This is a genomic window from Limosilactobacillus agrestimuris (assembly GCF_943193105.1).
Classification (GTDB): Bacteria; Bacillota; Bacilli; order Lactobacillales; family Lactobacillaceae; genus Limosilactobacillus; species Limosilactobacillus agrestimuris.
The window spans coordinates 87,891-110,706 of record NZ_CALPCW010000005.1; the positions used below are offsets into that span (position 1 = coordinate 87,891).

Annotated in this window: 23 protein-coding genes, 1 other RNA gene and 2 pseudogenes; 20 read left to right on the forward strand and 6 right to left on the reverse strand. The window is 40.0% G+C overall.

The features are described from left to right. Positions 1 to 129: 129 nt before the first annotated feature. A pseudogene (locus tag NFR46_RS04955) lies at positions 130 to 1,298 on the reverse strand (RNA-guided endonuclease InsQ/TnpB family protein). 161 nt (positions 1,299 to 1,459) lie between these two features. On the opposite strand from NFR46_RS04955, the gene cdaA reads away from it, so the two are divergent. The 15 genes from cdaA to NFR46_RS05030 all read left to right on the forward strand — a co-directional run bounded on the left by cdaA (position 1,460) and on the right by NFR46_RS05030 (position 16,121). Then, positions 1,460 to 2,308: a diadenylate cyclase CdaA gene (gene cdaA / locus NFR46_RS04960; RefSeq protein WP_191684514.1), complete on the forward strand. Its 849-nt coding sequence runs from the start codon at positions 1,460 to 1,462 to the stop codon at positions 2,306 to 2,308. Beyond that, positions 2,301 to 3,149: a CdaR family protein gene (locus tag NFR46_RS04965; protein ID WP_251575229.1), complete on the forward strand. Its 849-nt coding sequence runs from the start codon at positions 2,301 to 2,303 to the stop codon at positions 3,147 to 3,149. Before cdaA ends, NFR46_RS04965 begins: the two co-directional genes overlap by 8 nt. A 13-nt stretch (positions 3,150 to 3,162) precedes the next feature. After that, the gene (gene glmM, locus NFR46_RS04970) at positions 3,163 to 4,518 is read left to right on the forward strand and encodes a phosphoglucosamine mutase (protein ID WP_251575232.1); all 1,356 of its coding nucleotides are present in this window, start codon (positions 3,163 to 3,165) and stop codon (positions 4,516 to 4,518) included. Positions 4,519 to 4,702: 184 nt separating this feature from the next. After that, complete coding sequence (glmS, locus tag NFR46_RS04975) at positions 4,703 to 6,523, forward strand: glutamine--fructose-6-phosphate transaminase (isomerizing) (protein ID WP_251575234.1); 1,821 nt, start codon at positions 4,703 to 4,705, stop codon at positions 6,521 to 6,523. 273 nt (positions 6,524 to 6,796) lie between these two features. Then, positions 6,797 to 7,108: a hypothetical protein gene (locus NFR46_RS04980; protein WP_251575235.1), complete on the forward strand. Its 312-nt coding sequence runs from the start codon at positions 6,797 to 6,799 to the stop codon at positions 7,106 to 7,108. Between the two features lie 96 nt (positions 7,109 to 7,204). Beyond that, positions 7,205 to 9,049, forward strand: coding sequence for an acyltransferase family protein (locus NFR46_RS04985; protein ID WP_251575236.1), 1,845 nt, complete (start codon positions 7,205 to 7,207; stop codon positions 9,047 to 9,049). 11 nt (positions 9,050 to 9,060) lie between these two features. Then, complete coding sequence (locus NFR46_RS04990) at positions 9,061 to 9,507, forward strand: MarR family winged helix-turn-helix transcriptional regulator (protein ID WP_251575237.1); 447 nt, start codon at positions 9,061 to 9,063, stop codon at positions 9,505 to 9,507. Then, positions 9,504 to 10,310, forward strand: a complete 807-nt coding sequence (locus NFR46_RS04995) for a Cof-type HAD-IIB family hydrolase (RefSeq protein WP_251575238.1) — start codon at positions 9,504 to 9,506, stop codon at positions 10,308 to 10,310. The genes NFR46_RS04990 and NFR46_RS04995 overlap by 4 nt, the downstream gene beginning before the upstream one ends. 315 nt (positions 10,311 to 10,625) lie before the next feature. After that, complete coding sequence (apf, locus tag NFR46_RS05000) at positions 10,626 to 11,186, forward strand: aggregation-promoting factor (RefSeq protein ID WP_251575239.1); 561 nt, start codon at positions 10,626 to 10,628, stop codon at positions 11,184 to 11,186. Positions 11,187 to 11,508: 322 nt separating this feature from the next. After that, positions 11,509 to 11,883: a transfer-messenger RNA gene (gene ssrA, locus NFR46_RS05005) on the forward strand. A 165-nt stretch (positions 11,884 to 12,048) separates the two neighbouring features. Then, complete coding sequence (locus NFR46_RS05010) at positions 12,049 to 12,765, forward strand: response regulator transcription factor (RefSeq protein WP_251575240.1); 717 nt, start codon at positions 12,049 to 12,051, stop codon at positions 12,763 to 12,765. Next, positions 12,765 to 14,225: a sensor histidine kinase gene (locus NFR46_RS05015; RefSeq protein WP_251575241.1), complete on the forward strand. Its 1,461-nt coding sequence runs from the start codon at positions 12,765 to 12,767 to the stop codon at positions 14,223 to 14,225. Before NFR46_RS05010 ends, NFR46_RS05015 begins: the two co-directional genes overlap by 1 nt. A gap of 173 nt (positions 14,226 to 14,398) precedes the next feature. Further along, entirely contained in the window at positions 14,399 to 15,259 is an 861-nt protein-coding gene (locus NFR46_RS05020) for a GRP family sugar transporter (RefSeq protein WP_251575243.1), read from the forward strand. A gap of 141 nt (positions 15,260 to 15,400) precedes the next feature. Continuing rightward, positions 15,401 to 15,631 carry a zinc ribbon domain-containing protein gene (locus NFR46_RS05025; protein WP_251575245.1) on the forward strand — a complete coding sequence of 77 codons (231 nt, stop codon included), beginning with the start codon at positions 15,401 to 15,403 and terminating at the stop codon, positions 15,629 to 15,631. Positions 15,632 to 15,791: 160 nt separating this feature from the next. After that, positions 15,792 to 16,121: a hypothetical protein gene (locus NFR46_RS05030; RefSeq protein ID WP_251575246.1), complete on the forward strand. Its 330-nt coding sequence runs from the start codon at positions 15,792 to 15,794 to the stop codon at positions 16,119 to 16,121. A gap of 46 nt (positions 16,122 to 16,167) precedes the next feature. Here NFR46_RS05030 and NFR46_RS09430 read toward each other — a convergent pair whose 3' ends face one another. From NFR46_RS09430 to NFR46_RS05045, 3 genes are all read right to left on the reverse strand, one after another. Then, on the reverse strand, positions 16,168 to 16,716 hold the full coding sequence (locus NFR46_RS09430; protein WP_338146923.1) for a GHKL domain-containing protein: 549 nt from the start codon (positions 16,714 to 16,716) through the stop codon (positions 16,168 to 16,170). 29 nt (positions 16,717 to 16,745) lie between these two features. Then, positions 16,746 to 17,447: a hypothetical protein gene (locus tag NFR46_RS05040; RefSeq protein WP_251575249.1), complete on the reverse strand. Its 702-nt coding sequence runs from the start codon at positions 17,445 to 17,447 to the stop codon at positions 16,746 to 16,748. 170 nt (positions 17,448 to 17,617) lie between these two features. Continuing rightward, positions 17,618 to 18,262 (reverse strand): response regulator transcription factor, encoded by a 645-nt coding sequence (locus tag NFR46_RS05045; protein ID WP_251575251.1) that lies wholly within the window; start codon positions 18,260 to 18,262, stop codon positions 17,618 to 17,620. Between the two features lie 341 nt (positions 18,263 to 18,603). Here NFR46_RS05045 and NFR46_RS05050 point away from each other — a divergent pair, with 341 nt between their 5' ends. From NFR46_RS05050 to NFR46_RS05065, 5 genes and pseudogenes are all read left to right on the forward strand, one after another. Then, positions 18,604 to 18,783, forward strand: coding sequence for a hypothetical protein (locus tag NFR46_RS05050; RefSeq protein WP_251575252.1), 180 nt, complete (start codon positions 18,604 to 18,606; stop codon positions 18,781 to 18,783). A gap of 31 nt (positions 18,784 to 18,814) precedes the next feature. Further along, positions 18,815 to 19,489, forward strand: coding sequence for a hypothetical protein (locus NFR46_RS05055; protein WP_251575253.1), 675 nt, complete (start codon positions 18,815 to 18,817; stop codon positions 19,487 to 19,489). A 57-nt stretch (positions 19,490 to 19,546) separates the two neighbouring features. Further along, positions 19,547 to 20,248, forward strand: a pseudogene (locus tag NFR46_RS09400) (SEC10/PgrA surface exclusion domain-containing protein); the annotation flags it as partial. Between the two features lie 477 nt (positions 20,249 to 20,725). After that, on the forward strand, positions 20,726 to 20,935 hold the full coding sequence (locus NFR46_RS09405) for an LPXTG cell wall anchor domain-containing protein (RefSeq protein ID WP_277612852.1): 210 nt from the start codon (positions 20,726 to 20,728) through the stop codon (positions 20,933 to 20,935). Positions 20,936 to 21,008: 73 nt separating this feature from the next. After that, positions 21,009 to 21,584, forward strand: coding sequence for a hypothetical protein (locus tag NFR46_RS05065; RefSeq protein ID WP_251575254.1), 576 nt, complete (start codon positions 21,009 to 21,011; stop codon positions 21,582 to 21,584). 100 nt (positions 21,585 to 21,684) lie between these two features. Here NFR46_RS05065 and NFR46_RS05070 read toward each other — a convergent pair whose 3' ends face one another. Both NFR46_RS05070 and NFR46_RS05075 read right to left on the reverse strand, forming a co-directional pair. Further along, complete coding sequence (locus tag NFR46_RS05070; protein WP_251575255.1) at positions 21,685 to 22,095, reverse strand: hypothetical protein; 411 nt, start codon at positions 22,093 to 22,095, stop codon at positions 21,685 to 21,687. Positions 22,096 to 22,224: 129 nt separating this feature from the next. After that, entirely contained in the window at positions 22,225 to 22,518 is a 294-nt protein-coding gene (locus NFR46_RS05075) for a PD-(D/E)XK nuclease family transposase (protein ID WP_251575257.1), read from the reverse strand. Between the last annotated feature and the right edge of the window lie 298 nt (positions 22,519 to 22,816).

Sequence of the window (22,816 nt, forward strand, 5' to 3'; positions counted from 1 at the left end):
AGAAATTTAATGAACTACACACCGACTAAAGTCAGTGGTTTCTGGGAACATGAAGTAGTATTTAGGATTTTACATGTGTATTCACAATACCTAACTTACGGAACTTCACTCTTTTACCATGGCTAGTTCCTAGCTAATAGCGTTTATTCCTTTGTTTAAGATATCAACTGCCGCATTAATATCTCTATCATGATAAATCCCACACTTAGGACAGGTCCATTCTTCTTCGCCAAGAACAATCTTGGAACTACCATGTTTCCCCATCACAAAGCCACATTGGTGGCAGGTTTGTGTTGTAAGATTTGGCTTAACAGTTACTAGCTTCTTACCATACCAAGCACATTTGTATTCAAGCATCGCTCGGAATTGGTACCAACTTGCATTAGCAATTGATTTAGCTAGATGATGATTTTTTTGAAGGTTCTTGGCTTTCAAATCTTCAATGACAATCACGTCATACTTTTTCACCAAATTAGTTGTTAGCTTATGCAAGTAGTCTTTTCGCTTATTTGTTATCCGTTGCTGATAGCGAGCCTTTTGTTTTCGTGCCCGTTGCCAGTTTTGATAGTCATCCAGTTCTTCTTTAACCGTTTTATGGTTATGATTCCATTGCCTTTGGGCAATTGTCACTAAATGTTTACGCTTGGCATATTTGCTTTGCCAAGCGAGCGCTTGTCTTTCTAACCATTTAGCATTAAAAGTACCAAACTTTTCTCCATCAGAACTAATTGCTAAATCAGCTATTCCAACATCAATGCCAACTTTTTTACCTGTTTTAGGTAGTGAGAGTGGTTCTGGTGCTTCTAACTGTAACGATAGATAATACCGACCAGTAGCATCATGGCTAACAGTATAACGTTTAATTTTACAGTTAGTTAATTGATTAGTTTTGCTAGATTTGATAACGCCTAACTTTGGCAATCTTAAGTAACGCTTAGCAACCACAGAAATCGTAGATTTTCCCGTATATGCTTGTTTAGCTGTCCGTCTACTCTTAAACCGCGGATAACCACCACGATGCTTAAATAGCATTTTAAATGCTTGATCAAGATTATGATTAACAATTTGTAAGCTTGATGAATCGCTATCCTTCAAGAACGGATATTCTTGTTTTAATCGTTTTAACAAAGCATCCATTTGATAGCCATTTATAAATTGGCTACTTGGATTGTTTCGATAGCGTTGCTTAGCCATTCCTAACATTTGATTACAAACAAAGCGGTTATTACCAAACATTTGCCATAGTTTATTTTTTGATTTTCGTTTGGATATAAACGAATCTTAATGCCTTTTAGCATCTTTTCACCACTTTTCCGTAATCAAATTATAGCAAAATAAAGGCATTCATCCCATGACTAAAGTTACGGGGTTTCTGCCTAATTTATATCAGTAAACTACGGTTCTTTTCGGAAGAAAATGATATAATGTTATGGTAATTTAGAGGATGGTGAGATAAGTTATGCAGTTTATTTCAGCGCTGTTTACTTGGCAGAACCTGATCCATCTAATCGATATCTTAGTAATTTGGTTTTTAATCTATGAATTATTGCTGTTAATTCGTGGTACCCGTGCTGTTCAGCTATTCCGGGGGATCTTGATTATTATCTTGGTCAAGGTTGTGAGCTGGTATATCGGTCTGAGTACGGTTTCATGGGTTATGGATCAGATCATTAATTGGGGAGTTATCGCCATTGTGATCATTTTCCAGCCAGAAATTCGTCGGGGACTAGAGCACCTGGGTCGTGGCACTTTCTTTACCCATAACCAGACAGCTAATGAGACTGAGGAAGAGACTATTAGACAATTAGATCAGGCAATCCAGTATATGTCAAAACGACGAATTGGTGCGTTGATTAGTATTGAAATGAAGACCGGTTTGGAGGAATATATTGAAACTGGGATTCCACTAGATGCGGATATTTCAGGAGCGTTACTGATTAATACGTTTATTCCTAACACACCACTTCATGATGGAGCGGTTATTATTAAGAATAATCGGATTTCAGTTGCTGCAGCCTATCTACCGTTATCCGATAGTAAGCTGATTCCAAAGGAACTAGGAACCCGTCACCGGGCTGCAGTCGGGATTAGTGAAGTGACAGATGCGTTGACAATTGTTATTTCTGAAGAAACTGGTGAAGTTTCGATTACAAAAGATAACGAACTAATCCGTAATATGTCACGAAATGATTACCTGAAATTCTTGCGGGCTCAACTTTACAGTGAGTCATCCGGAAATGAGAATACGAACTTCTTTACCAAGCTCTTCTCATTCTTTAGTCGCCGGGGAGGTGGCAGCAATGAATAACTGGGAATTTTTCAATAATAAGTGGTTCTTGCGGATAACATCACTGGTTTTGGCGCTGTTCTTATTCTTCTATGTTAATAACGGGAGTAATGGTTTCCTTCGTCAGAATACTAGGCAGCATGATCAAACGAGTGCGTTAATGTCTAACAAAACAGCAGTTATTCGGATGCCACTTGATATCACTACGGATAGCAACTATGTAGTGAGTGGTTATCCCAAAACGGTAAAGGTCAGTGTTAGTGGTCCTTCAGCGTTAGTAACAACGACCTCAAATACACAGAATTTTAAGGCCTATATCGACTTAACCAACGTTGGGACCGGTAAGCACCGGGTAAAGGTAAAAACGAGCGGTTTGAATTCAGAACTTCACGCAACGATCAAACCAAAGTACGTGACGATTAATATTCAACCACGGAAGACGATCGTAAAGAAGATTACGGTTCGTTTGAGTTCCCATTCCTTAAGCAATAATTTCAAAGTTGGGGATCCACGGACTGATGTGGATCATGTCCGTGTTTCTGGCTCACGTGAAGAGGTTGATAAGGTTGACCGGGTAGTGGCCTTTGTTGCAATGCCAAATAAAACTACCGAAGATATTCACCGTCTAGTAACCTTACAAGCAGTGGATAAGAATGGTCAAATACTAAACGTGGTGATTGAGCCGAATACAACTAACGTGACGATCCCAATTCACGGTAACAATAGCGATACTGATGATTCGTCGAGTGGTAGTGAAAATGAGCAATCTAGTTCCAGTGCTAGCCACTCCAGTCGCGAAAGTTCGAGTGAAAATAGTTCGTCAAGTAGTAGCACACAAGTAAGTTCAAATAATAATGATTAAGAGGAGAAAAATAATGAAGTTAAAATATTTTGGTACTGATGGAGTTCGTGGAGTTGCAAATCAAGATTTAAGCCCTGAATTAGCCTTTCGTGTTGGCCGCGCTGGTGGGTATGTTCTAACCCGTCACTCTGATCGGAAGCAACCACAAGTGTTGGTTTCACGTGATACCCGGATCTCTGGTCAAATGTTAGAGAGCGCTTTAGTTGCTGGTTTGCTATCAGTGGGAATCGAAGTTTTACGGTTAGGAGTAGTTACTACGCCTGGTGTAGCTTACCTTGTTCGGGCCCAAGAAGCCGATGCGGGTGTCATGATTACTGCAAGTCATAATCCAATCAAGTACAATGGGATTAAGTACTTTGGTGGAGACGGCTTTAAGTTATCTGATGACTTGGAATACGAAATTGAACAATTATTAGATGCTGAAGAAGATACTTTACCACGTCCATCTGACGAAGGTCTTGGAACTGTGGCGGATTATCATGAAGGGGCACTAAAGTATACTTCATTCCTTGAACAAACTGTATCAACAGATCTATCTGGTTTGAAGGTTGTTGTTGATGCCGCTAATGGTGCTACTTCAGGTTTTGTTTCCAACCTTTTTGCTGACATGAACGTTGACTTTATTCCAATCAACGCCCAACCAAACGGCTTAAATACCAACCTTAACTGTGGTTCAACACACCCAGAAGGACTACAAAAGGCCGTTGTCGAAAATAAGGCTGATCTTGGAATTGCCTTTGATGGTGATGGTGACCGGTGTATTGCTGTTGATAGTGAAGGAAATATCGTTAACGGTGACAAGATCATGTATATCTGTGGTAAGTACATGGATAGTAAGGGATTGTTGAAGAAAGATACTGTTGTAACGACAGTGATGAGTAACATGGGGATGTACAAGGCACTTGAAAGTCATGACATGACTAGCGTAAAGACCAAGGTTGGTGACCGTTACGTTGTTGAAGAAATGTTGAAGAACGGTTATAACCTCGGTGGTGAACAATCCGGTCACATTATCTTCTTGGACTACAACACTACTGGAGACGGAATGTTGACTGCCCTTCAATTACTTTCCGTAATTAAGGAAACTGGTAAGTCATTGAAGGAATTGGCAAGTGATGTGGCTGATTACCCACAAGAACTTGTAAACATCAAGGTTGCTGATAAGGCTGCTGCGATGAATAACGAAAAGCTTCGTGCAATCATCGAAGAAGTTGAAAATGAAATGAATGGCGATGGTCGTGTATTAGTTCGTCCAAGTGGAACGGAACCACTACTCCGGATTATGGCAGAAGCAGCCACTCCAGAATTGGTCCACCAATATGTTGAACGGATTGCTGATGTTGCTCGGCAAGAACTTGAAGTTAAATAATTGGTTAAGGGTGAGAAAAAGCGTTTTGCTTTTTCTCACCTTTTATTTCACAATTTTATAAACTAGACCAATTAAAGATAATTAAATTGACAAGAACTGCGCAAGGCATTATGATACTAAGTGTATTTAATAAACGGGACGCTTCATAAGTGTCTATACCAATTTTAAAAGGATGGTATTAATTATGTGTGGAATTGTTGGAGTGACTGGAAATAAGGACAGTCTATCAATTTTAATTAATGGCTTAAAACGGCTTGAATACCGTGGTTATGATTCAGCCGGTGTCTATGTTAACGATAACGAAGGTCATGATTACCTTGTAAAGCGGGCTGGGCGAATTAGTAACCTTGAAGCCGCTTTGACTGATGAGGTTCAAGGGTTATCAGGAATTGGTCATACTCGTTGGGCTACCCATGGTGAACCAAATGAAGCCAACGCTCACCCACAATACTCAAGCGATGAACGTTTCTACCTTGTTCACAATGGTGTGATTGAAAACTATGCTCAATTGAAGGCTGACTACTTGGCTGATGTTGATTTCAAGAGTCAAACAGATACTGAAGTAATTGTTCAGTTAGTAGATAAGTTTGTGGTTGAAGATAACTTAACCACCAAGGAAGCATTGCTTAAGGTTCTGAAGTTAATTAGTTCTGATTCATCATATGCATTTGTCTTGATGGATAAGGAAGAACCAGACACCCTTTACGTTGCCAAGAACAAGAGTCCATTACTTGTGGGAATTGGTGACGGCTACAACATGGTTGGTTCAGATGCTACTTCAATGTTGAAGCAAACTAACGAATTCATGGAATTGGACGATCACGAATTAGTTATCGTTAAGCCACACTCCATTGAGATCGAAGACTTTGATGGAAACGAAAAGCACCGTGATACCTTTACTGTTGATATGGATCCAAATGCTGCTGATAAGGGAGCTTACCCATTCTACATGTTAAAGGAAGTTGACGAACAACCTGCTGTAATGCGGAAGTTAGTCCAAAAGTACTTTGACGAAGATGGCAAGCCAACAATCAACGAAGAATTGTTAAAGGCAATGTCAGAAGCTGATCACCTTTACATCATTGGCGCTGGTACTAGTTACCACGCTGGTTTGATTGGTGCACGGATCTTTGAAAAATTGGTTGGTATCCCAACTTCTGTTCACATTTCATCAGAATTTGCTTATGAACAACCATTGCTTTCTAAGAAACCATTCTTTATCTTCTTGAGTCAAAGTGGTGAAACCGCTGATAGTCGTGAAGTTTTGGTTAATGTTAATAAGAATAACTGGCCAAGTTTGACGATCACTAATGTTGACAAGTCAACTCTTTCTCGTGAAGCAACTTTCACTGAATTACTTTATGCTGGTCCAGAAATTGCCGTTGCTTCTACGAAGGCTTACACTGCTCAAATTGCTGTTGAAGCAATTTTGGCTAAGGCCCTTGGGGAATACATGGATAAGCCTGTTGCTGGTGCATTTGATGTTAAGCACCAACTTGGTTTGGTTGCCAACGGGATGCAATCAATTACTGATAGCAAGAGCATCTTGAAGGACCTTTCAGACAAGTACCTTTCCAAGCCACGGAATGCCTTCTACATTGGTCGAGGAATCGACTGGTCTGTATCTCTTGAAGCGGCTTTGAAGTTGAAGGAAATTTCCTACGTTCAAGCTGAGGGCTTTGCTTCTGGTGAATTAAAGCACGGAACAATTGCCTTGATTGAAAAGGGAACTCCAGTTATTGGAATCATTACTCAAGACCGGACTGCCGGTTTGACTCGGAGTAACCTTGAAGAAACTGAAGCCCGGGGTGCTAATACCCTGACAATCGTTTCTCGTCACTTGGCAAAGGATAACGATAACATTATCTTGCCAGACGTTGACGAATTATTAAGTCCATTGCTTAGTGTTGTGCCAGCACAATTGTTGGCTTACTACACTAGTCTTGGTAAAGGCTTGGATGTTGATAAACCACGTAACCTAGCTAAGTCAGTTACTGTTCAATAATTAATTTATAATCGCTAGATGCACTTCAATGATTAGCATCTGGCGATTTTTTGTCCATTATTTAAGAAATAACTTAACATTTTTAAGGAAAATAATAAAAAAACTTATTGACATTAGTTTCTGAAACCGCTATCATAATAGCTGTAAGGTATTTAAGTAATTACCTTCTAATCAATTCTCTTTCTCTCTTATGCTAATCATCGCCATTTTCGACGATGATTTTTTTTATTTTTCCGGCTATAATAGTTTGAGTATATGAAGGGAGTAGAGATTGTGGAAGAACAACATGAAGTCTTAGATTTAATTGAATTGATTACCCGAAATGACGGGACCACCTATTATGAGATTGGTAACATGGTCCAAAATGGCCGGGCTGAACTTGCAGCTGAGCGAGGATTTATTAAAGAGGTCCGGATCCTCCAATTAAATATTCCGCATTCACAAAACGTTATTAAGTATGAGCACTTTATCAATACGCATTACAAGATGCAGGATGAGTCAATGGACTACTGGGAGGAATGGGAACGAACACCAGAAGCAGATCAACTAGTTCACGATATTTTGGAAGAAAACCACATTGGTTAGTGAATTATGTGATTATGAATTTAATTTTAAAAGAGTCTATACAGTCATTTGCCAAGACATTATAATTAAACAAGATATATATTGGGGGTTCTGTTGATGAACACAAAAAAAGACTTTAGCAATTGCCGGACTCGTCCTCACCACGTTACTGGGATCGATGGTTTGCGGACAATTGCTGTTTTGGGCGTTATTGTTTACCATTTATTGCCAACTCAAGTAAAGGGTGGCTTTCTTGGTGTTCCACTTTTCCTGTTAATTTCAGGCTATTTTATTACTTACCAATTCAGTAAAAAATTTGAACGTGGCAGTGCGCTAGGCTTAGGTCATTTCTATGCCAAGCGCTTTTATCGTTTGTACCCGGTCCTCATCACGATGCTAGTACTGACGATTGCTTATATCACGCTATTTGCCCGTGAGTTATTACATAATATTCGGCAAATCTTTATTACAAATATTCTTTGGGTATATAACTGGTGGGAGATTTATCACGGCCAGTCATATTTTGATCAGTTTGCTAATAAGTCACCGTTTACTCACCTTTGGACATTAGGTGTTGAAGCTCAGTTTTACGTTTTGTGGCCGGTGATTATCTATCTCTTGTTCAAAATCTTTAAGAAACGTTCAATCGTCCAGTACATCGTCTTAGTGTTAGCGATCTTATCCGCAATTGAAATGGCGGTCCTTTATCATCCTGCGACTCTTAACCGGGTTTACTACGGAACAGACACTCGAGCTTTCTCCCTCTTGCTGGGTTCTTGGCTTGGCTTAGTTTGGCCGTTAGACCGATTAAAGAAGGATATTTCAGTGACTGCATCTCGAATATTAGATGGCTTAGGGATTATTACCTTAATTATTACCTTGTATGGTTTTATAAGTTTGGATGGTCAATCATCCTTTACTTATTACGGAGGAATGTTCTTCTATAGTGTCGTTGGGATGGTTCTTATGGCAACGATTCTTCATCCTGGAAGTCACATGAACCGGTGGCTGACTAACCCATTCTTTACTTGGTGTGGGGAGCGCTCTTACGGGATTTATGTTTATCAGTACCCTGTCCTCGTCTTTTATGAACGAGCAATTGATGTTGGTGTTCACCCCGTAGTTAGCGGGATTGAGGAATTGGCAATTATCATAATTATTAGTGAGTGTTCTTACAGGTTAATTGAACAACCATTATTAAAGCGACGACTATCAGATATTAAGTGGCATAAGATTTACTTTACTAATTGGCGGCAAGCTTCATTAGCAATCGTTGCTTTTCTAGTGGTTGGTACAGCAGTATATGGACTTTGCCAACACAACGTTCAACCGAAAAAGACGAATCTTCAGAAACGGATTGAAAAGAATGATCAACTAACCGAGCAGCATAATAAGCAACTTAGTAAGGGAAAAAATGTTAAAACGGCTAAAATTAGTACGGTACAAAAGAAGTACCAGCTAAGTAAGGCAGAAATTAAGCGTGCACAAAAGCTGAAGGCTACAGCAGTCGGTGATTCGGTAATGCTCGATGCTTCAGATAGCTTGCAACAATTAATGCCCCATGCCTATGTCGATGCCAAGGTTGGTCGTCAAGGCTCGCAAACACCAAAGGTCCTTAGTCAACTGAAGGATGAAGGTCACCTTAACCAGATCGTAATTCTTAACCTGGGAAATAATGGAGCAATGGACCAGAAAACAATTGATGAGATCTTAAATACAATTGGTAAAGAGCGACAAGTCTATTGGGTAACTCCCCATATTCCAACAAAGAGTTGGCAACAGCAAGTTAATAGTCAAATTCGAGAGATTGCTAAGGAGCACCACAACGTGCACTTAGTTGACTGGTATGCCGCAAGTAATGGTCAGGCTGGCTGGTTCGCTAAGGATGGCGTCCATATGAATAAGCAAGGAAATAATCACTACGCCAAGTTAATTGCAAAGACAATCTTGAAACATCAATGAGGTGAGTAGGGATGGATGATAATGAAAAACTGCTGGATAAGGCAATTGATTTATACTTAACTGGCTTAAAGGGCCTCGGTTCATTTATTTCCGAGCCTTCCGCAGAATATTCACTGTCCTTTGAACAGTACCTAATCCTAAAGAAAATCATACGAAAACCGAAAATTAAGTTAATGGATATTGCGGAGGAGCGGGGCGTAACTAGAAGTGCCATTTCCCGACAACTTCGGCCACTTTTGAATAATAATTATATTAAGCAGGAGGCTGATCCGGAAGATCGGCGCCGCTTATTCTTAATTAGCACTCCAGAGGGTAAGCAAGTTGAACACCGGATTAGCTCGTTAGTGATGAGGCGCTTTTCAAAGTGGGTCGATGTTTACGGGAAGGACCGTGGTGCTGAACTGTTAGACCTCCTGGAAGATTTCAACAAGCAGATAATAATGAGGAGAAGAAAATGATTAAAGTAGTTGCATTAGATTTAGATAATACCCTTTTAAACAGTAACAAGGAAATTAGCGCACGGAACGAACGGGTCCTTAAGCAGTTACATGCAAAAGGGATTCACGTTGTTTTATGTACTGGTCGGCCGATTAACGCTATCTGGCCATTGATTGAACAACTAGGTTTGACTACTCCCGATGATTATACAATTACCTTTAATGGTGGTTTGGTAATTAATAACGTATCAAAGGAACGGCTTTTTGAATTAGGGATGAGTCGGGATGATCTTCGGCCGCTTTTGAAATTTGCTAACGAAGAAAAGATTCCGCTTGATATCTTGGACTTTGATCGGGTATATGAATTAAGCGATGTACCGAGATCAATTTATAAGGCGGTCTTGAAGAACATTGAATTCCGTGACATTAAGGGTGCTAATCTTCCAGATACAACTTATAGTAAAGCCATTATTGCAACACCAGCTGAAAAGCTGACACCAATTATCAAGCAGTTGCCAACAGAACTAAAAGAAAAGTATCATGCAGTTCAATCGCAGCCAATGATTATGGAGTTCTTACCACCAAAGGTTAACAAGATGGTTGGTTTGCAAGCACTTTTGAAGCATTTTGGATTAGACTTCAGTAACCTGATGACATTTGGGGATGCGGATAATGATTTTGAAATGATCCAAGCTGCTGCCCAAGGAATTGTAATGGCAAATGGCTTACCACAAGTTAAGAAGGTCGCTACTGCAATTACTGATTCAAACGATGATGACGGTGTTGCTACGTATTGTGAGAAGTATTTTGCAACATTGCTGTAATAAAAGTTGATAAAAATAACTAAAAAGTTGTTAAATAGAGTGATTTAGAGAAAAATCACAGTTAATTTAACAACTTTTTTATTATTCACTCAGTTAATTTAGGTTAGCCAAAGAAATGGTAAATTGCGATATGTTAGGCTTTAACACCATAAATTTAATAAATGTGAGTTTTTGTACAATTAATATTTCAGTAACTTTACAAACACTTCGCAATAATCCGCTAATCGATATCTTGCTGTTATCTGGCAGTAACATTAATCGTGTAATATAGGAAACGTTGAATCGAATTAAATAAAAAAGGATGGTATTGAATTTATGATTTCTAAGAAAAAGCTTGCTAAATTAACTGCTTCTATTGGTGCTGTTGTTTTCGGTGTTGCCGCAACTCAAGCTGCTGCTAACGCTGACACAATTTACACTGTTAAGAGTGGTGACACACTTTCAAGCATTTCTTACAAGTTTAACAAAGACAACAGCCTTGTTAACAAGATTGCTCAACAAAACAGCATCAAGGATATTAACAAGATTTACGTTGGCCAACGCTTAGTTATCAAGAGCGATGGCGAAATTCAAGTAGCTCCATCTCAAACGACTACTCAAAAGAGCACTACTACTAATAATGGTCAACAAAGTGCAACTAGTACTGTAAGTGGATCAGATGCCGCAGCAAAGGCATGGATTGCTAACCGCGAATCTGGTGGTAACTACGGTGCTACTAACGGCCAATACATTGGTAAGTACCAACTTTCTGCCTCATACCTTAACGGTGACTACTCAGCTGCTAACCAAGAACGGGTTGCCGACCAATACGTTGCTAGTCGCTACGGTTCCTGGACCGCTGCCCAACAACATTGGATCGCAAACGGTTGGTATTAAAAAAGTAGAGTGTGAGCCCGTTAAAAGCTTCCGGTGGCTAACGATTTCTCCACCGAACGACGAGTTTGTCGTCGGAGGTGGAGGTCGTTAGCTTGAGGATGCTTAGGGCGAGCACGTTTTGACTGTGTTAAAGTAGAACCGCTAACTCTAGCAGGCTCCTGGCGAACGTATTTCGTCTATGTAACCTAGAACAATCCTAACAAATAAAAAATGACTCCTAACTAGATGCTATGTGCATTTAGTTGGGAGTTTTTTTAGAATAAAAACCAAGCCTAAGTAGTGCAATTAAATCACTTCAATGATACAATGAGTACAGTATCTTGGGGATGCTTTTTGGATTCGACAGGTATAGGTCGAGTTTCAATTGCGTTTCGAAGGTTGCGTCTTCGTAAAAACGCTCAGTTTTAAATTATAACTGCAAACAATAATTCAAACTCTTACGCATACGCTGCCTAACAAGTAGCGCGCGTAAATCCATTCTGGGTTCGTCCATGATGCAGTGATGGGTTTCATAAAATAGTGGACTACGCTTAATGCTCAAGCTTGAAGTATTAAGAAGAGATTACCAAGCTAGTTAGTCATGGTTGCCCTGATCAACGGCGTTTTGGCTAATAAAATTTAAATAGTTGAGATACGAACGTAGAGATTGAAATGGCGATATGCTTGGACACGGGTTCGACTCCCGTCATCTCCATTAGTGAATGAAACAGTGATTGAAAGACTGAGAATGTTGATAGCCAGCATGATCAGTCTTTTTACTGTATAAGGAGACTCACTTAAGAAATTATTGATAATAACTGATAAATTATTTCCCAGGAAATTATAGTGTACTTAAATATGCATGATTGGAGGATTTGGCATAATGAAGATATTAATGATTGAGGATAATCATTCCGTATGCGAAATGATGGCAATGTTTTTCAAAAAAGAAAACTGGCAATATGAATTTGCTTATGATGGGGTAGAGGCTGAAGAAAAGTTTAGTGCGGATCCTCATGAATGGGATGTTATTCTGCTTGATTTGAACTTGCCTAAAAAGGATGGAATGCAGGTTGCAGCTGATATTCGGCGGATTTCATCTACAGTCCCATTGATTATGTTAACAGCGCGGGACTCAGAGAGTGATCAAGTCCTTGGCTTGGGGATCGGAGCTGATGACTACGTAACAAAACCATTCAGCCCGATTACTTTGATTGCCCGGATTAAAGCTCTCAAGCGGCGTTCACAACTTGGCGCTATTCAAGAAAGCCACCAAGCAACCAATGATCGTTTTGACGTTAAGACTAAGCACTTTAAGATGGATACCAAGACCCGTGAAGTTTACATGTACGGAAAGCCCGTTAAGGATCTGACACCAAAAGAGTTCGATCTCCTAAAGACTCTGGCAAGTAAGCCACGGCAAGTCTTTACGCGTTCTCAATTGCTTCAATTAGTTTGGGATTATGAATATTACGGTGATGAGCGAACAGTCGATGCCCACATCAAAAAATTACGGCAAAAACTCGAAGCTGTTGGTCCCCAAGTAATTCAGACTGTTTGGGGTGTTGGGTACAAGTTTGATGATGAAGGTAAGGAATAATGAAGCTCTTATATCGGTTAATGATTGCCTTTTTCACAGTAATCATTACGCTAATGGCTGTTTTGAGTCTTGCGTTCATCAACGTTACTAACGAGACGATGTACCGGAATACCTGGAACCAGTTGAAAACGTACTCTGATAGTCTTGTTCAGGATGCAATCCGCTATGATACTGTAAATCATAAGTTTCGTGGCTTTGAAAATCAGGCCCTTCTTAGCAATGCTGCCTTACTTTCCAATCAACATGTTCATTTTGCGATCTTCGATGTGAGCCAGAAGCAGACCTTTGCTAGTAACGGCTTTGCACCACAGATTAGTAAAAGTGACTGGAAAAAGTTGGGCAAGGGAAAGACAATCTATTTACGGATTACTCGACCCCAAATCAACGTTCGTAATTCAGAACATTCAGCAATGACCGAGGTAATTCGGCCGTATTTCTACCATAAAAAGTTAATCGCGGTTGTTTCGATCGCGACCTTCGTTTCTGTGGTAGAGGAAAATATGCATCAGCTTAAGATTAATCTAGCAGTTGCCTTCCTAATCGCTACGTTGGTGGCCTTAATAATCAGCTATATTATGGCTCGGTCAATTACCGGAAGGATCGATCGTTTGCGGGTTGCGACCCGGCAAGTTGCTAAGGGAAATTATCAGGTTAAGGTTCCCGTCAATGGGAAGGACGAAGTGGATGATCTAGCTCGAAGCTTTAACAAAATGACGACAGCTCTTCGTGAATCCGATCAAGAAATTCGCCGGCAGGAAGAACGTCGTCGTAAGTTCCTCGCTGATGCTGCTCATGAGATGAGAACGCCATTAACCACCATTAACGGTCTACTAGAAGGCCTTCAATATGATGCCATTCCAGAAGAAGACCGGAAACACAGTCTTGAATTAATGCGGAATGATACTCAGCGGCTCATCCGTCTTGTAAATGACAATCTGGATTACGAGAAGATCCGAACTAACCAAATCTCAATGGACCGGAAGTTATTTGATTGTTCCGCCGTTTTGACGAACCTTAAAGAACAGTTTGCTAAGCGGGCTAGCGAAAAGGGAGACACACTTGAACTAGATGTTCCAGATGGCCTCTTAGTTTACGCCGACTATGATCGTTTTGTTCAAATCATGTTTAACATTATTCAAAATGCCATCCAATTCACCGATGAAGGCTTAATTAAGGTGACTGCTCGAAAAGCTAAGCATGGCTGTGAGTTCAAGATCAGCGATAATGGTATTGGAATGACCGATGAACAACTCAAGAACATCTGGGAGCGTTTCTATAAGGCAGACCAGTCACGAAGTAATAGTCAATATGGTGAATCTGGTCTTGGATTACCGATTGTTCATGAATTAGTGAACCTTCATGGCGGGAAAATTACCGTCAAAAGCCAACCAAAGAAGGGAACGACATTCACAATCTTTCTCCCTGATCAGCAAAACGCCCCGCATCGGAATGCTCAATAATCCTGATTTCACATTTAGACCAATGTTTTGTCAAACGTTTTCTTAAGTGTATTAACAATAATAAATTGCTTTAGACCATCTACTTATTTTGTGAAAGTCCTTGTGTAAACGTTTGCAACCAGTTATAATACTATCTCGTAATCATTATTCATTTGATAGGAGAGAGAAAAAAGATGGTTTATTTACTCGCATTAATCCCAGCGCTTGGTTGGGGGCTTATGCCATTGATCACCGGTAAGATTGGTGGTTCAGCTGTTAATCAGATGTTCGGTATCGGTGCCGGTGCAACAATTGTTGGCTTGATTGCGTACGTCACTACTCAACCAACTGTCAGCACAACCGCCTTCTGGTTCTCAGTATTGTGTGGTGCCTTATGGACAATTGGTCAAATTGGTCAATTCGTTTCCTTTAAGCGGATGGGTGTTTCTAACACAATGCCACTCTCAACTGTTTTCCAATTAGTTGGTAACTCATTGATTGGGGTTATCATTTTTGGTGAATGGCGCAGTGCTCGGGCTTTGACTATTGGTTTCATCGCCTTAGCAATCGTTATCATTGGTGCTTTAATGACATCAGTATCTGATGGTAATTCAGACAAGAAGGTTACTACGAGTAACTTCATCTTCTTGCTGGTTACTACCATTGGTTTCTGGGTATACTCTAGTTTCCCAAAGATCCCGATTGTTGCTCATGAAAGTGCCCAAGGGATCTTCCTCCCAGAAATGCTCGGAATCTTACTTGGTTCCGTAATTTACGCAATCTGCTCTGGTAATGCTTCATCATTTAAGCAAAAGGAACAGTACTTAAACATTCTTGGTGGTTTATCATGGGGAATTGCCGCCTTTGCTTACATCTTTTCAGCTAAGGCTCTCGGTGTTACCGAAGCATTCATCTTCACTCAATTAAACGTTATCATCGCAACATTTGGTGGTATTTGGATCCTTCACGAACACAAGAGTCACCGTGAAATGACCTACACTATCTGGGGAATTGTTTTAATTGTTGTTGGTAGTATTGCAACTGCCTTCGCATAGAGATTAGGTCAAAATTAAAGCAGATCAAAGAAAATATCCAAATAAAGGAGAAAAACGGGAAAGCGATGAGCTACCGTTTTCCTCCTTTTTTGTTTTCTTATATAATAGGTAGAGGATTATTTCAGAGTTAGGGTAATTAAAATGAAAACGTGTAAGAAATGTAATACGGTGAATAGTGACGATGCCTTGTTCAGTCGTAACTGTGGGGCAAAACTCCCAGGAATGTTTGCCTTGGTTTGTCCGAACTGTGGGAAGGTTTCACCAATTGGAACCAAGGAGTGCCCGGTCTGTCATACCTCGTTGAAGCAGGCAAAGTTACAAACAGTACCGTTGACAAACCATGTCCATACTCATCATAAGCGGTTAGAATAAAAAGAATAGTTGGATTGGTGCAACTATTCTTTTTATTCTAACCGCATACTATATTATCTCGACCCGCCAATTATCTATCTCGGAACGGTCGACTGGTTATTACGGCTTACAGTTAACCTACTTTGATCAACATCAAAAGCGCCTGTATACAAGTTACTATATGGATAAGCGGCCGGATAATTACCACCTTCCTGTTGCGTATATTGGGCAAACGACAACTGATAAGCGATTAATTAAGACGATCAATTTTGGTAAGATGCGTAAGCTGTATGAGCAAAGCAGCCGGCGGGGCCAAATCGTTATGAATCAGCACAACACATTAATAACTACCCCGCGACGGATCGATATTAAGTTAACACGAAAAGAGAATCATGTTTCTGGTTGGGAACTGTTTGATCCATTAGAAGATAAGAGTTATTCAGTCAAGGTTAGTGGACAACCCAAGGTTCGCTATATTGATATAAACATTATTATTACAAATACGGGATGAAATAGGAAGAGGCCTGGAAAATATTTTGTTTTCCAAGCCTCTTTATTTAATTTTCGTTTTTCTTCCTAACAGCTCCGTGAATAATTAACACTTGTTCAACCCAATAGTGATTAGCAGAGGTATTATGTTGGATAAACGGGTACTTAGCAAGCAAGATACGGAGGTTCCGCAATCCTAATGAATGACGACTGCTGGACAGTCCCTTAAAACTTCCGGAAAGTTTTTGCAGGTCAACCCGTTCTTCTTTCGTCGAGTTTCCAACGACGATATATTCCGCGTCATCCTTCGTAAAGAAGCTAAAGTTGATCTGCTTTTTTTCGGACTGAATTGCAGCGTTAATCGCATTATCGAATAGAATTAAAATCATTCGGAGAATATCAACTTGATCAACATTATCTGGTAGTTTAATTGGGTCAACTACTTCAACAGTTACATCGATTTTTTGCTCGATTGCCGCGATAACCTTACTGTAAACTAGACTCTTTACTTCGAGATCTTTAATATTCTTGAGGTGCCCGAGGACAGCCGTTCGGATCTCAACGTTATTGTTTGTTGGGAGGACGATCTGGTTAAAGAGTCGGCGGACGTCCTCAATCGTCCCTGTTTAGATTGCATCTTGGAGACTCAAAAGAATATTTTTGTAAAACGTCGCAGATCATCATACATCGACTCAATATGGCTGGTGTAGGTTTGTAAGTTTGCTAATTCCACTGCTTGGTTATTTGCCAGGTCACGGTAAGCAAAGTAGTTTGCACTGATCTTCATGGTTGCCATTATAACCACCAGGTAGAGGATAAGGATGATCAGGAAGTAAATCGGCAGCGGGAACTTCAAAATTTGGTAGTGGTAGCCAAAACGAACTAACTCGAAACTAGCGAAGAAAATGTTAACAATCCACGCAAAGATTTGCCGTTGACGGATAACTACTTGGGTATACTTTTGGTAGAATTTCAAGAATGACTTTAAGAGAAGGTAGGTCAGGTACCCCTCAACAAGTAAAATGAAGTTAGCACACCAATTACTGAAAGCCATTGTAGTTTCCGGTGAGATTGAACTATAAATTACTAACACGATTGGTCCGATCAGCGCCGTAATTACATTGTAAGAAAGGTAAGCGAAAATGAAGCTGCTGGCGACAAAGGTAAAAGTAATATTCCGGTGAACAACAAAGAAATAAATGAGGACCGGGATTACAACAAGCACCAAGGAGGTAAGGGGGACGGAATTAACAACCGAAATACCGATTAAGGCATTAATCAGGTAAAGCCACCAGGGACTTTTGATTTTCGTTAAGAGTTGAAATAGTAACAGCTCAATAACTGACACAATTAACGGGTTAAGGGTTTTCTAAATGACTACTATGAGAGGGTCACTCGGTAGGAAATAATGAATGATAATTTACACCACCTAAATAAAAATACATGAACTATCATACCATGAGATTACTTTCTATATATGAGAAAATCCCATTAACGAGGAATGCTAATAGGATTGTTTTACTTACGCTTCTGTTTTGGTAAATTCTCGTCCTGGGGATGCTTCAACTGACGGACAAGTTCAAAGAAATCACGTGCTTTCCGCCGTGAAACAGGACAGGTTAAACCGTTATAAAATACAATCTGCCGACTGTAGAAGTCGACATTTTTTACTGTATGGGGGTTAACAAGGTAACTACGGTGGACCCGGTAAAAGCGGGGATCCTTTTTGTAGCTCTTATAGGTAAAAACATTAGCTTGCTGTTGTTGCTGGCGGTGAGTAAGCAAACGAAAATCCTTTAAAAGTTCTTGGTAGATATTATCCTGATCCTTGGAAATAAAGTCGAGCGCCTGAACCCGGTACTTATAGGCGGTGTAGAGCAATTCATCATGGACGGTAATAAAGATGATGGTCGCGTCCGGATCCGATTGCCGAATCAGTTGTCCCAGTTGCAGACCTGCTCGTTTATTATAGTTAATCTGTAAATCAAGGATGTAGACGTTCTCCGGTCCCGGTTTTGGTAACGCGTGAGCAAGATCAGTCGTCGAGTCAAAGGTCAAGACCAGTGAATCGCTTAAATCGAGTTTTGTAATTATTTGTTCGGTAATGGATTTTAGTTCTGTTAACTGTTGAACATCATCTTCCATAATGAATACCTTTAACATTTTAACCCCTCCGTAACCTATACAAACTACTATAAATTAGTGGGGAGGGGTAGAATCCACCGTCCTATCAACATTTTGCAGAAAAGGTTAAACAAAGCTGAAATTTGCGAAGGGAGTTTTTCAGGGGATGGTTGATAAAACAAAGAGAGTAAAATTAAGTGAATTTAGTAAAAAGTGCAATAATTCACTACATTTCAGTTATCGGTAACCGAATTTCATCTAAGATATGACTAATTTGAGAATCTGTTGAGAAATTGTTTTCCTCCCGATTAGTTCAAAGTAAGCTAAAAAGAGTAATAGAAATTAAATGAAAACTTTTATACAGGGAGCGAGGAAAAATAATGTCTAAGACCAAGAAGATTTTGACCACGACCGCTGCGGTTGCTGCGGCAACTACTGGTGCGATGGTCGCTACAACTGCTCATGCTGATACTACGACAACGAGTGCCCAAGCTAAGCAATCAACAGTAAGCGCTCAGGATCAATTGAACAACATGTTAGGCCCAACACAGCCAAGCTGAAAGCCAAAAGGCCAGTGCTAACGCTGCAGAAATGGCTTCTGCTACTACCGATACCAACAGTCAAGTAGCAAAATTGCAAGATGAATTAAAGACTAACCAAGCTAGTCAAGCCGCTGAAGATGCGCCAAAGCTAGCTTCTGGTACGAAGGCCATTAACCAAAAGGCAGAAGAAGCAACTGCTAAGGAAAACGCTATTTACTCTGATGCGGTTAAGAGCCAAGAAGCTGCTAATAAGGAAGCCTTAGCTGACGCTGCCAAGAACATTTACACGCCAGCCCAAAAGCAACAGCTAGAAAAGAACAAGACTAGTCAATACAACCAAGACAAGGCTAAGCTTGATCAAGAACACCAAACTAAGTTAAACAACTTAAAGGCTGATCATGACAAGCAAGCCACTAAGTTGAATGACGAGATCAAGGCCAACCAAACTAGTGCAGAACAAGCCCATGACCAAGCAGTTCAAAGTGCTAAGGATAAGTTGGCTAGTCAAATCAGTGCTGCCCAGAGTAAGGTTGCTCAATTGGATGCCCAGGTTAATGACGACCAAACTGCCGTTAAGAATGCACAAGGACTGTTTGACCAGGTGCAAAGTCAAGTTGATAGTGCTACTAAGGTATTGAATGATGCGCAAAAGGGTAGTCAAACTGACTACTCAAATGACTTTCCTAAGTATGAAATCGCCCGAAACAGTGATGGATCTGTTTAGAAAGATGGAAACGGAGATACAGCCTTATTAGATAATGATAATGACTATCAAGCGGAAAACTGGAAGGACACTAACCCAGCAGACCAGCGTGAAGTTATTTTAGACAGTGAGGGTCGATTAACAGGTCAAGATGCAATTGAAGCCGCTAAATTTGCTGCTAAAATTATTAACCACCTACGTGACCAGGTTGGAACCAAGCATGTTAAGGTTAGTCAAGACGCTATTAACATCGCTATCAAGGGCGGTCACCTATTTGATCAACCGGAAGTAAATGAAGGTGATAATGAAGTTGTATCAACGGCTGAACAGGCAGCCAATGGATATAGCCACGGCCGCCTCTTTTTCGGTCACAAAATCAAAAATGCTTTCACACCAAATGAGCATACTTCACTAGCCAAAATTAAGGAAGACGTTAATCAATATATTTTAGCTAGCCTGGATGAATTTAGATCAAACTCAGATGGACACCGTGCCTCAATCTACGGAACAGGTTTATGGTACCCATTGATGAACAATCAATATATTGCTTTTAACTATGCTGGTAAGAAGGGTATCGACATGCTCTGGTTCATGGACCTCAACAACCAAAAGGACCTTCCGTTAGCTGGTAATTCTACTGTTGATAATACGGAAACTCTTCAAAATGCCGTTAACCAAGCTCAACAAATTCTGGATAATGCTAATTCTGCATTATCAAAGGCTCAAACACAGCTTAAGAATGATCAAAGTAAATTGGACACTGCCAAGGCTAACCTTGCTAGCTTAAAGAAGGGTGATGCTACTAAGGATATTCCTGGCGTTACTGAATCACCTAAGGTTAAGGCTTTGAAAGACCAACTTGCCAATCTTGAAAAGTCTTATGTTGCTAATGTTAAGGCAGAAAACGATGCTTACAACCAGAAGAAGAGTGCTCTTGATGCTCAATATCAAAAAGACATTGATGCGATCAAGGCATATCCTGAAAACACAGATCAATTAAAGCAAGCACAAAAGCTGGCTCAATTGAAGAAGGATCACGGAGCTAAGCTCGCTAAGATCAAGGCTGATGCGGAACAACAAATCGCTGCCTTGAAGCAACAATTAGCTGATTCACACAATGACGTTAACCAACCAATCATTGATAAGATTAACGCATTGAAGGCTGCTTTAGCTGCAAAACAAGACCAACTTAACCAAAAGTTAGCTAATTTGAAGGCTAACGATGCTGCCGAATACAATGCTTTGCGTGACAAGCTAATGCCTAAGCAAGTCGTTACTGGTACCGCTAATGGTTACCTTACCGCTGGTGGTCAAGTAGTAAGTCTTTCTGCTAAGAGTGGTCATTCTGCTTCTAGCAAAGCTACTGCCTTACCACAAACTGGTAACAATAGTTCACTTGCCGCTGTTGTCTTAGGTGCGGTTTCAATGATGTTTGGTTTTGGCTTGATGAAGAAGTGGGAAATGTAGTCAAGTAAGCTATAAATTGTATAGTCAAAGTGCTACGAGAGTAGCACTTTTTTGTGCTAAAGGTAGGTAAAATATGTGGAAAAAGAATAGAAATCTATTCCTTTGTGGAATAGTGATAATTCTAATAGCTGTTATTGTGATCTTTACTCAAATTAAATATAAGAAATTTGAAAACGATACTTTAAGTAATGCAATAGGAACATTAGCAGGTGGAGTCATTTCAATTATAATTATTTTCTGGCGGTTAGATTACGATAAAAGGAATCAAGAAATATTGGATATCATTAATTTACTAAATTTAATTGATGAATTTCCTACTCTAATTAGTGAGCAAGTTTTACGCGATTCTTTACGTGAAAAAATAACAGGAATAGCTAATTTTAAAAACATTAGTAAGGTAGTAGCGGAATATCGAAAGGAATTACATACAGCAATTGATAAAGCTGAAACTAGCCTTCTAGTGGTTGGATATAAGAAGGACTCTAACCTACAACGTTTCTTGCGTGAGACCAATATAGTACAGTTAACGCTACATGAGTTGATAGAGCTGATTAACCAATGCGAGGGAATTACTCAAGATGAATCGGGTTTGTCAAAAAAGAACGAGTTTTATTGGGAAGAAAGGTTGAACGAAAGAAGTTTTATGTGATTAGCTCATTAAATGACTTGTTCTTTGGATTGACCGCTCTTGATTAGATCCGTTACAAGGGCGAGGCGTTCATTATCAGAACCTTGCTGCATTCCCTGTTCTAATCCTTGCTTGCGACCTTCTTGTAGACCACGTTCACGTCCCTCTTGTAGTCCCTCTTGTAGTCCTTCTTGTAGACCGCGTTCACGCCCTCTTGCAGTCCTTGCTGTAGCCCTTGTTGTAAGCCACGCTCATGGCCTTCTTTAACGGCTTCGTTTCGGGCATTTTCCATATCCATTTCATACAATGATCGTTGCATATATTCTTTCCTCCATTTCCGATTTTGTTTAACCAGTGCGATTCTTTGCTTTAATTGTATGATGAAATCATCCTCTTCATCAAGCTTCCGGTTGGCTAATAAATCTAACACGTGTTGCATTCTTGGACCGACCGTTTTCCGGAGGTTTGTAATGTCGAAGAAGATCGTTTTTTCACCGTCATTGTAGGGATAATCAGGATAATAATTAAGCATTCGTTTGCTTTCATAGCGCTGCTCGCCAAGGCCAAAGGGATCGAAGCAACAAAAGAAGATCACAAATGTGTTGTCAGCGTGACTGTAATTTTGTCCTTTCGTGTAAACTGCAGTTGCCAGACTTGATTGTTAAAAACGGTTTCGCTGGGGGAGGTTATGATGGTTAGCAACTTGCATTTCAATATCGTAATGATTATTTGCATGATCTTCGACGTAGATATCGAAACGGATGCTTTTTGCATCATAGGTACTCTTAAATTCTTGCTGACTATTGAGAATTTTAATTCCTTCAATCGCTAGTTCAGGGAAGATTCGTCGCAATAATTCTAAAGTAATCTCTGGATCTAAAAAGACCTTACTGAAAATGAAATCATCAGTTAATCCGGCCTCTTCCCAGCGCCTTTCTAAATTTATCTTATGCATTCACTTAGCTCCTTCTTATAAAAATTTGAGGAAAATCCTTCTCAATTAATAAGACGAAAAATAGGCAAAGATTCACTAATTAAAGATAAAAATACTTGTAATTAGATTTTGTTAATTCTAATTGAAAACGGCTACATCGTTCGGTATTATTAGAGGTGAATCAAAAAAGAAGGAAGATCGGGAGAATGACACAAGTTAAATTAGATACTAGTTCACTCACCAAGTTCGTTAACGATAACGAACTTGGTGAAATGCAAGCAATGGTAAATGCGGCGGATGATGAATTACGGAACGGTAC

Bases quoted from the DNA above. Each gene is read 5' to 3' on its own strand.
- NFR46_RS05010 (WP_251575240.1), top strand. From the start codon at position 12,049: ATGAAGATATTAATGATTGAGGATAATCATTCCGTATGCGAAATGATG.
- NFR46_RS05030 (WP_251575246.1), top strand. From the start codon at position 15,792: ATGGATAAGCGGCCGGATAATTACCACCTTCCTGTTGCGTATATTGGG.
- glmS (WP_251575234.1), top strand. From the start codon at position 4,703: ATGTGTGGAATTGTTGGAGTGACTGGAAATAAGGACAGTCTATCAATT.
- NFR46_RS04985 (WP_251575236.1), top strand. From the start codon at position 7,205: ATGAACACAAAAAAAGACTTTAGCAATTGCCGGACTCGTCCTCACCAC.
- NFR46_RS09405 (WP_277612852.1), top strand. From the start codon at position 20,726: ATGCCTAAGCAAGTCGTTACTGGTACCGCTAATGGTTACCTTACCGCT.
- cdaA (WP_191684514.1), top strand. From the start codon at position 1,460: ATGCAGTTTATTTCAGCGCTGTTTACTTGGCAGAACCTGATCCATCTA.
- NFR46_RS04995 (WP_251575238.1), top strand. From the start codon at position 9,504: ATGATTAAAGTAGTTGCATTAGATTTAGATAATACCCTTTTAAACAGT.
- NFR46_RS04990 (WP_251575237.1), top strand. From the start codon at position 9,061: ATGGATGATAATGAAAAACTGCTGGATAAGGCAATTGATTTATACTTA.
- NFR46_RS05075 (WP_251575257.1), bottom strand. From the start codon at position 22,518: ATGCATAAGATAAATTTAGAAAGGCGCTGGGAAGAGGCCGGATTAACT.
- NFR46_RS05020 (WP_251575243.1), top strand. From the start codon at position 14,399: ATGGTTTATTTACTCGCATTAATCCCAGCGCTTGGTTGGGGGCTTATG.
- NFR46_RS05065 (WP_251575254.1), top strand. From the start codon at position 21,009: ATGTGGAAAAAGAATAGAAATCTATTCCTTTGTGGAATAGTGATAATT.
- NFR46_RS05025 (WP_251575245.1), top strand. From the start codon at position 15,401: ATGAAAACGTGTAAGAAATGTAATACGGTGAATAGTGACGATGCCTTG.
- NFR46_RS05045 (WP_251575251.1), bottom strand. From the start codon at position 18,262: ATGTTAAAGGTATTCATTATGGAAGATGATGTTCAACAGTTAACAGAA.
- apf (WP_251575239.1), top strand. From the start codon at position 10,626: ATGATTTCTAAGAAAAAGCTTGCTAAATTAACTGCTTCTATTGGTGCT.
- NFR46_RS05070 (WP_251575255.1), bottom strand. From the start codon at position 22,095: ATGCTTAATTATTATCCTGATTATCCCTACAATGACGGTGAAAAAACG.
- NFR46_RS05015 (WP_251575241.1), top strand. From the start codon at position 12,765: ATGAAGCTCTTATATCGGTTAATGATTGCCTTTTTCACAGTAATCATT.
- NFR46_RS04965 (WP_251575229.1), top strand. From the start codon at position 2,301: ATGAATAACTGGGAATTTTTCAATAATAAGTGGTTCTTGCGGATAACA.
- glmM (WP_251575232.1), top strand. From the start codon at position 3,163: ATGAAGTTAAAATATTTTGGTACTGATGGAGTTCGTGGAGTTGCAAAT.
- NFR46_RS05055 (WP_251575253.1), top strand. From the start codon at position 18,815: ATGGCTTCTGCTACTACCGATACCAACAGTCAAGTAGCAAAATTGCAA.
- NFR46_RS05050 (WP_251575252.1), top strand. From the start codon at position 18,604: ATGTCTAAGACCAAGAAGATTTTGACCACGACCGCTGCGGTTGCTGCG.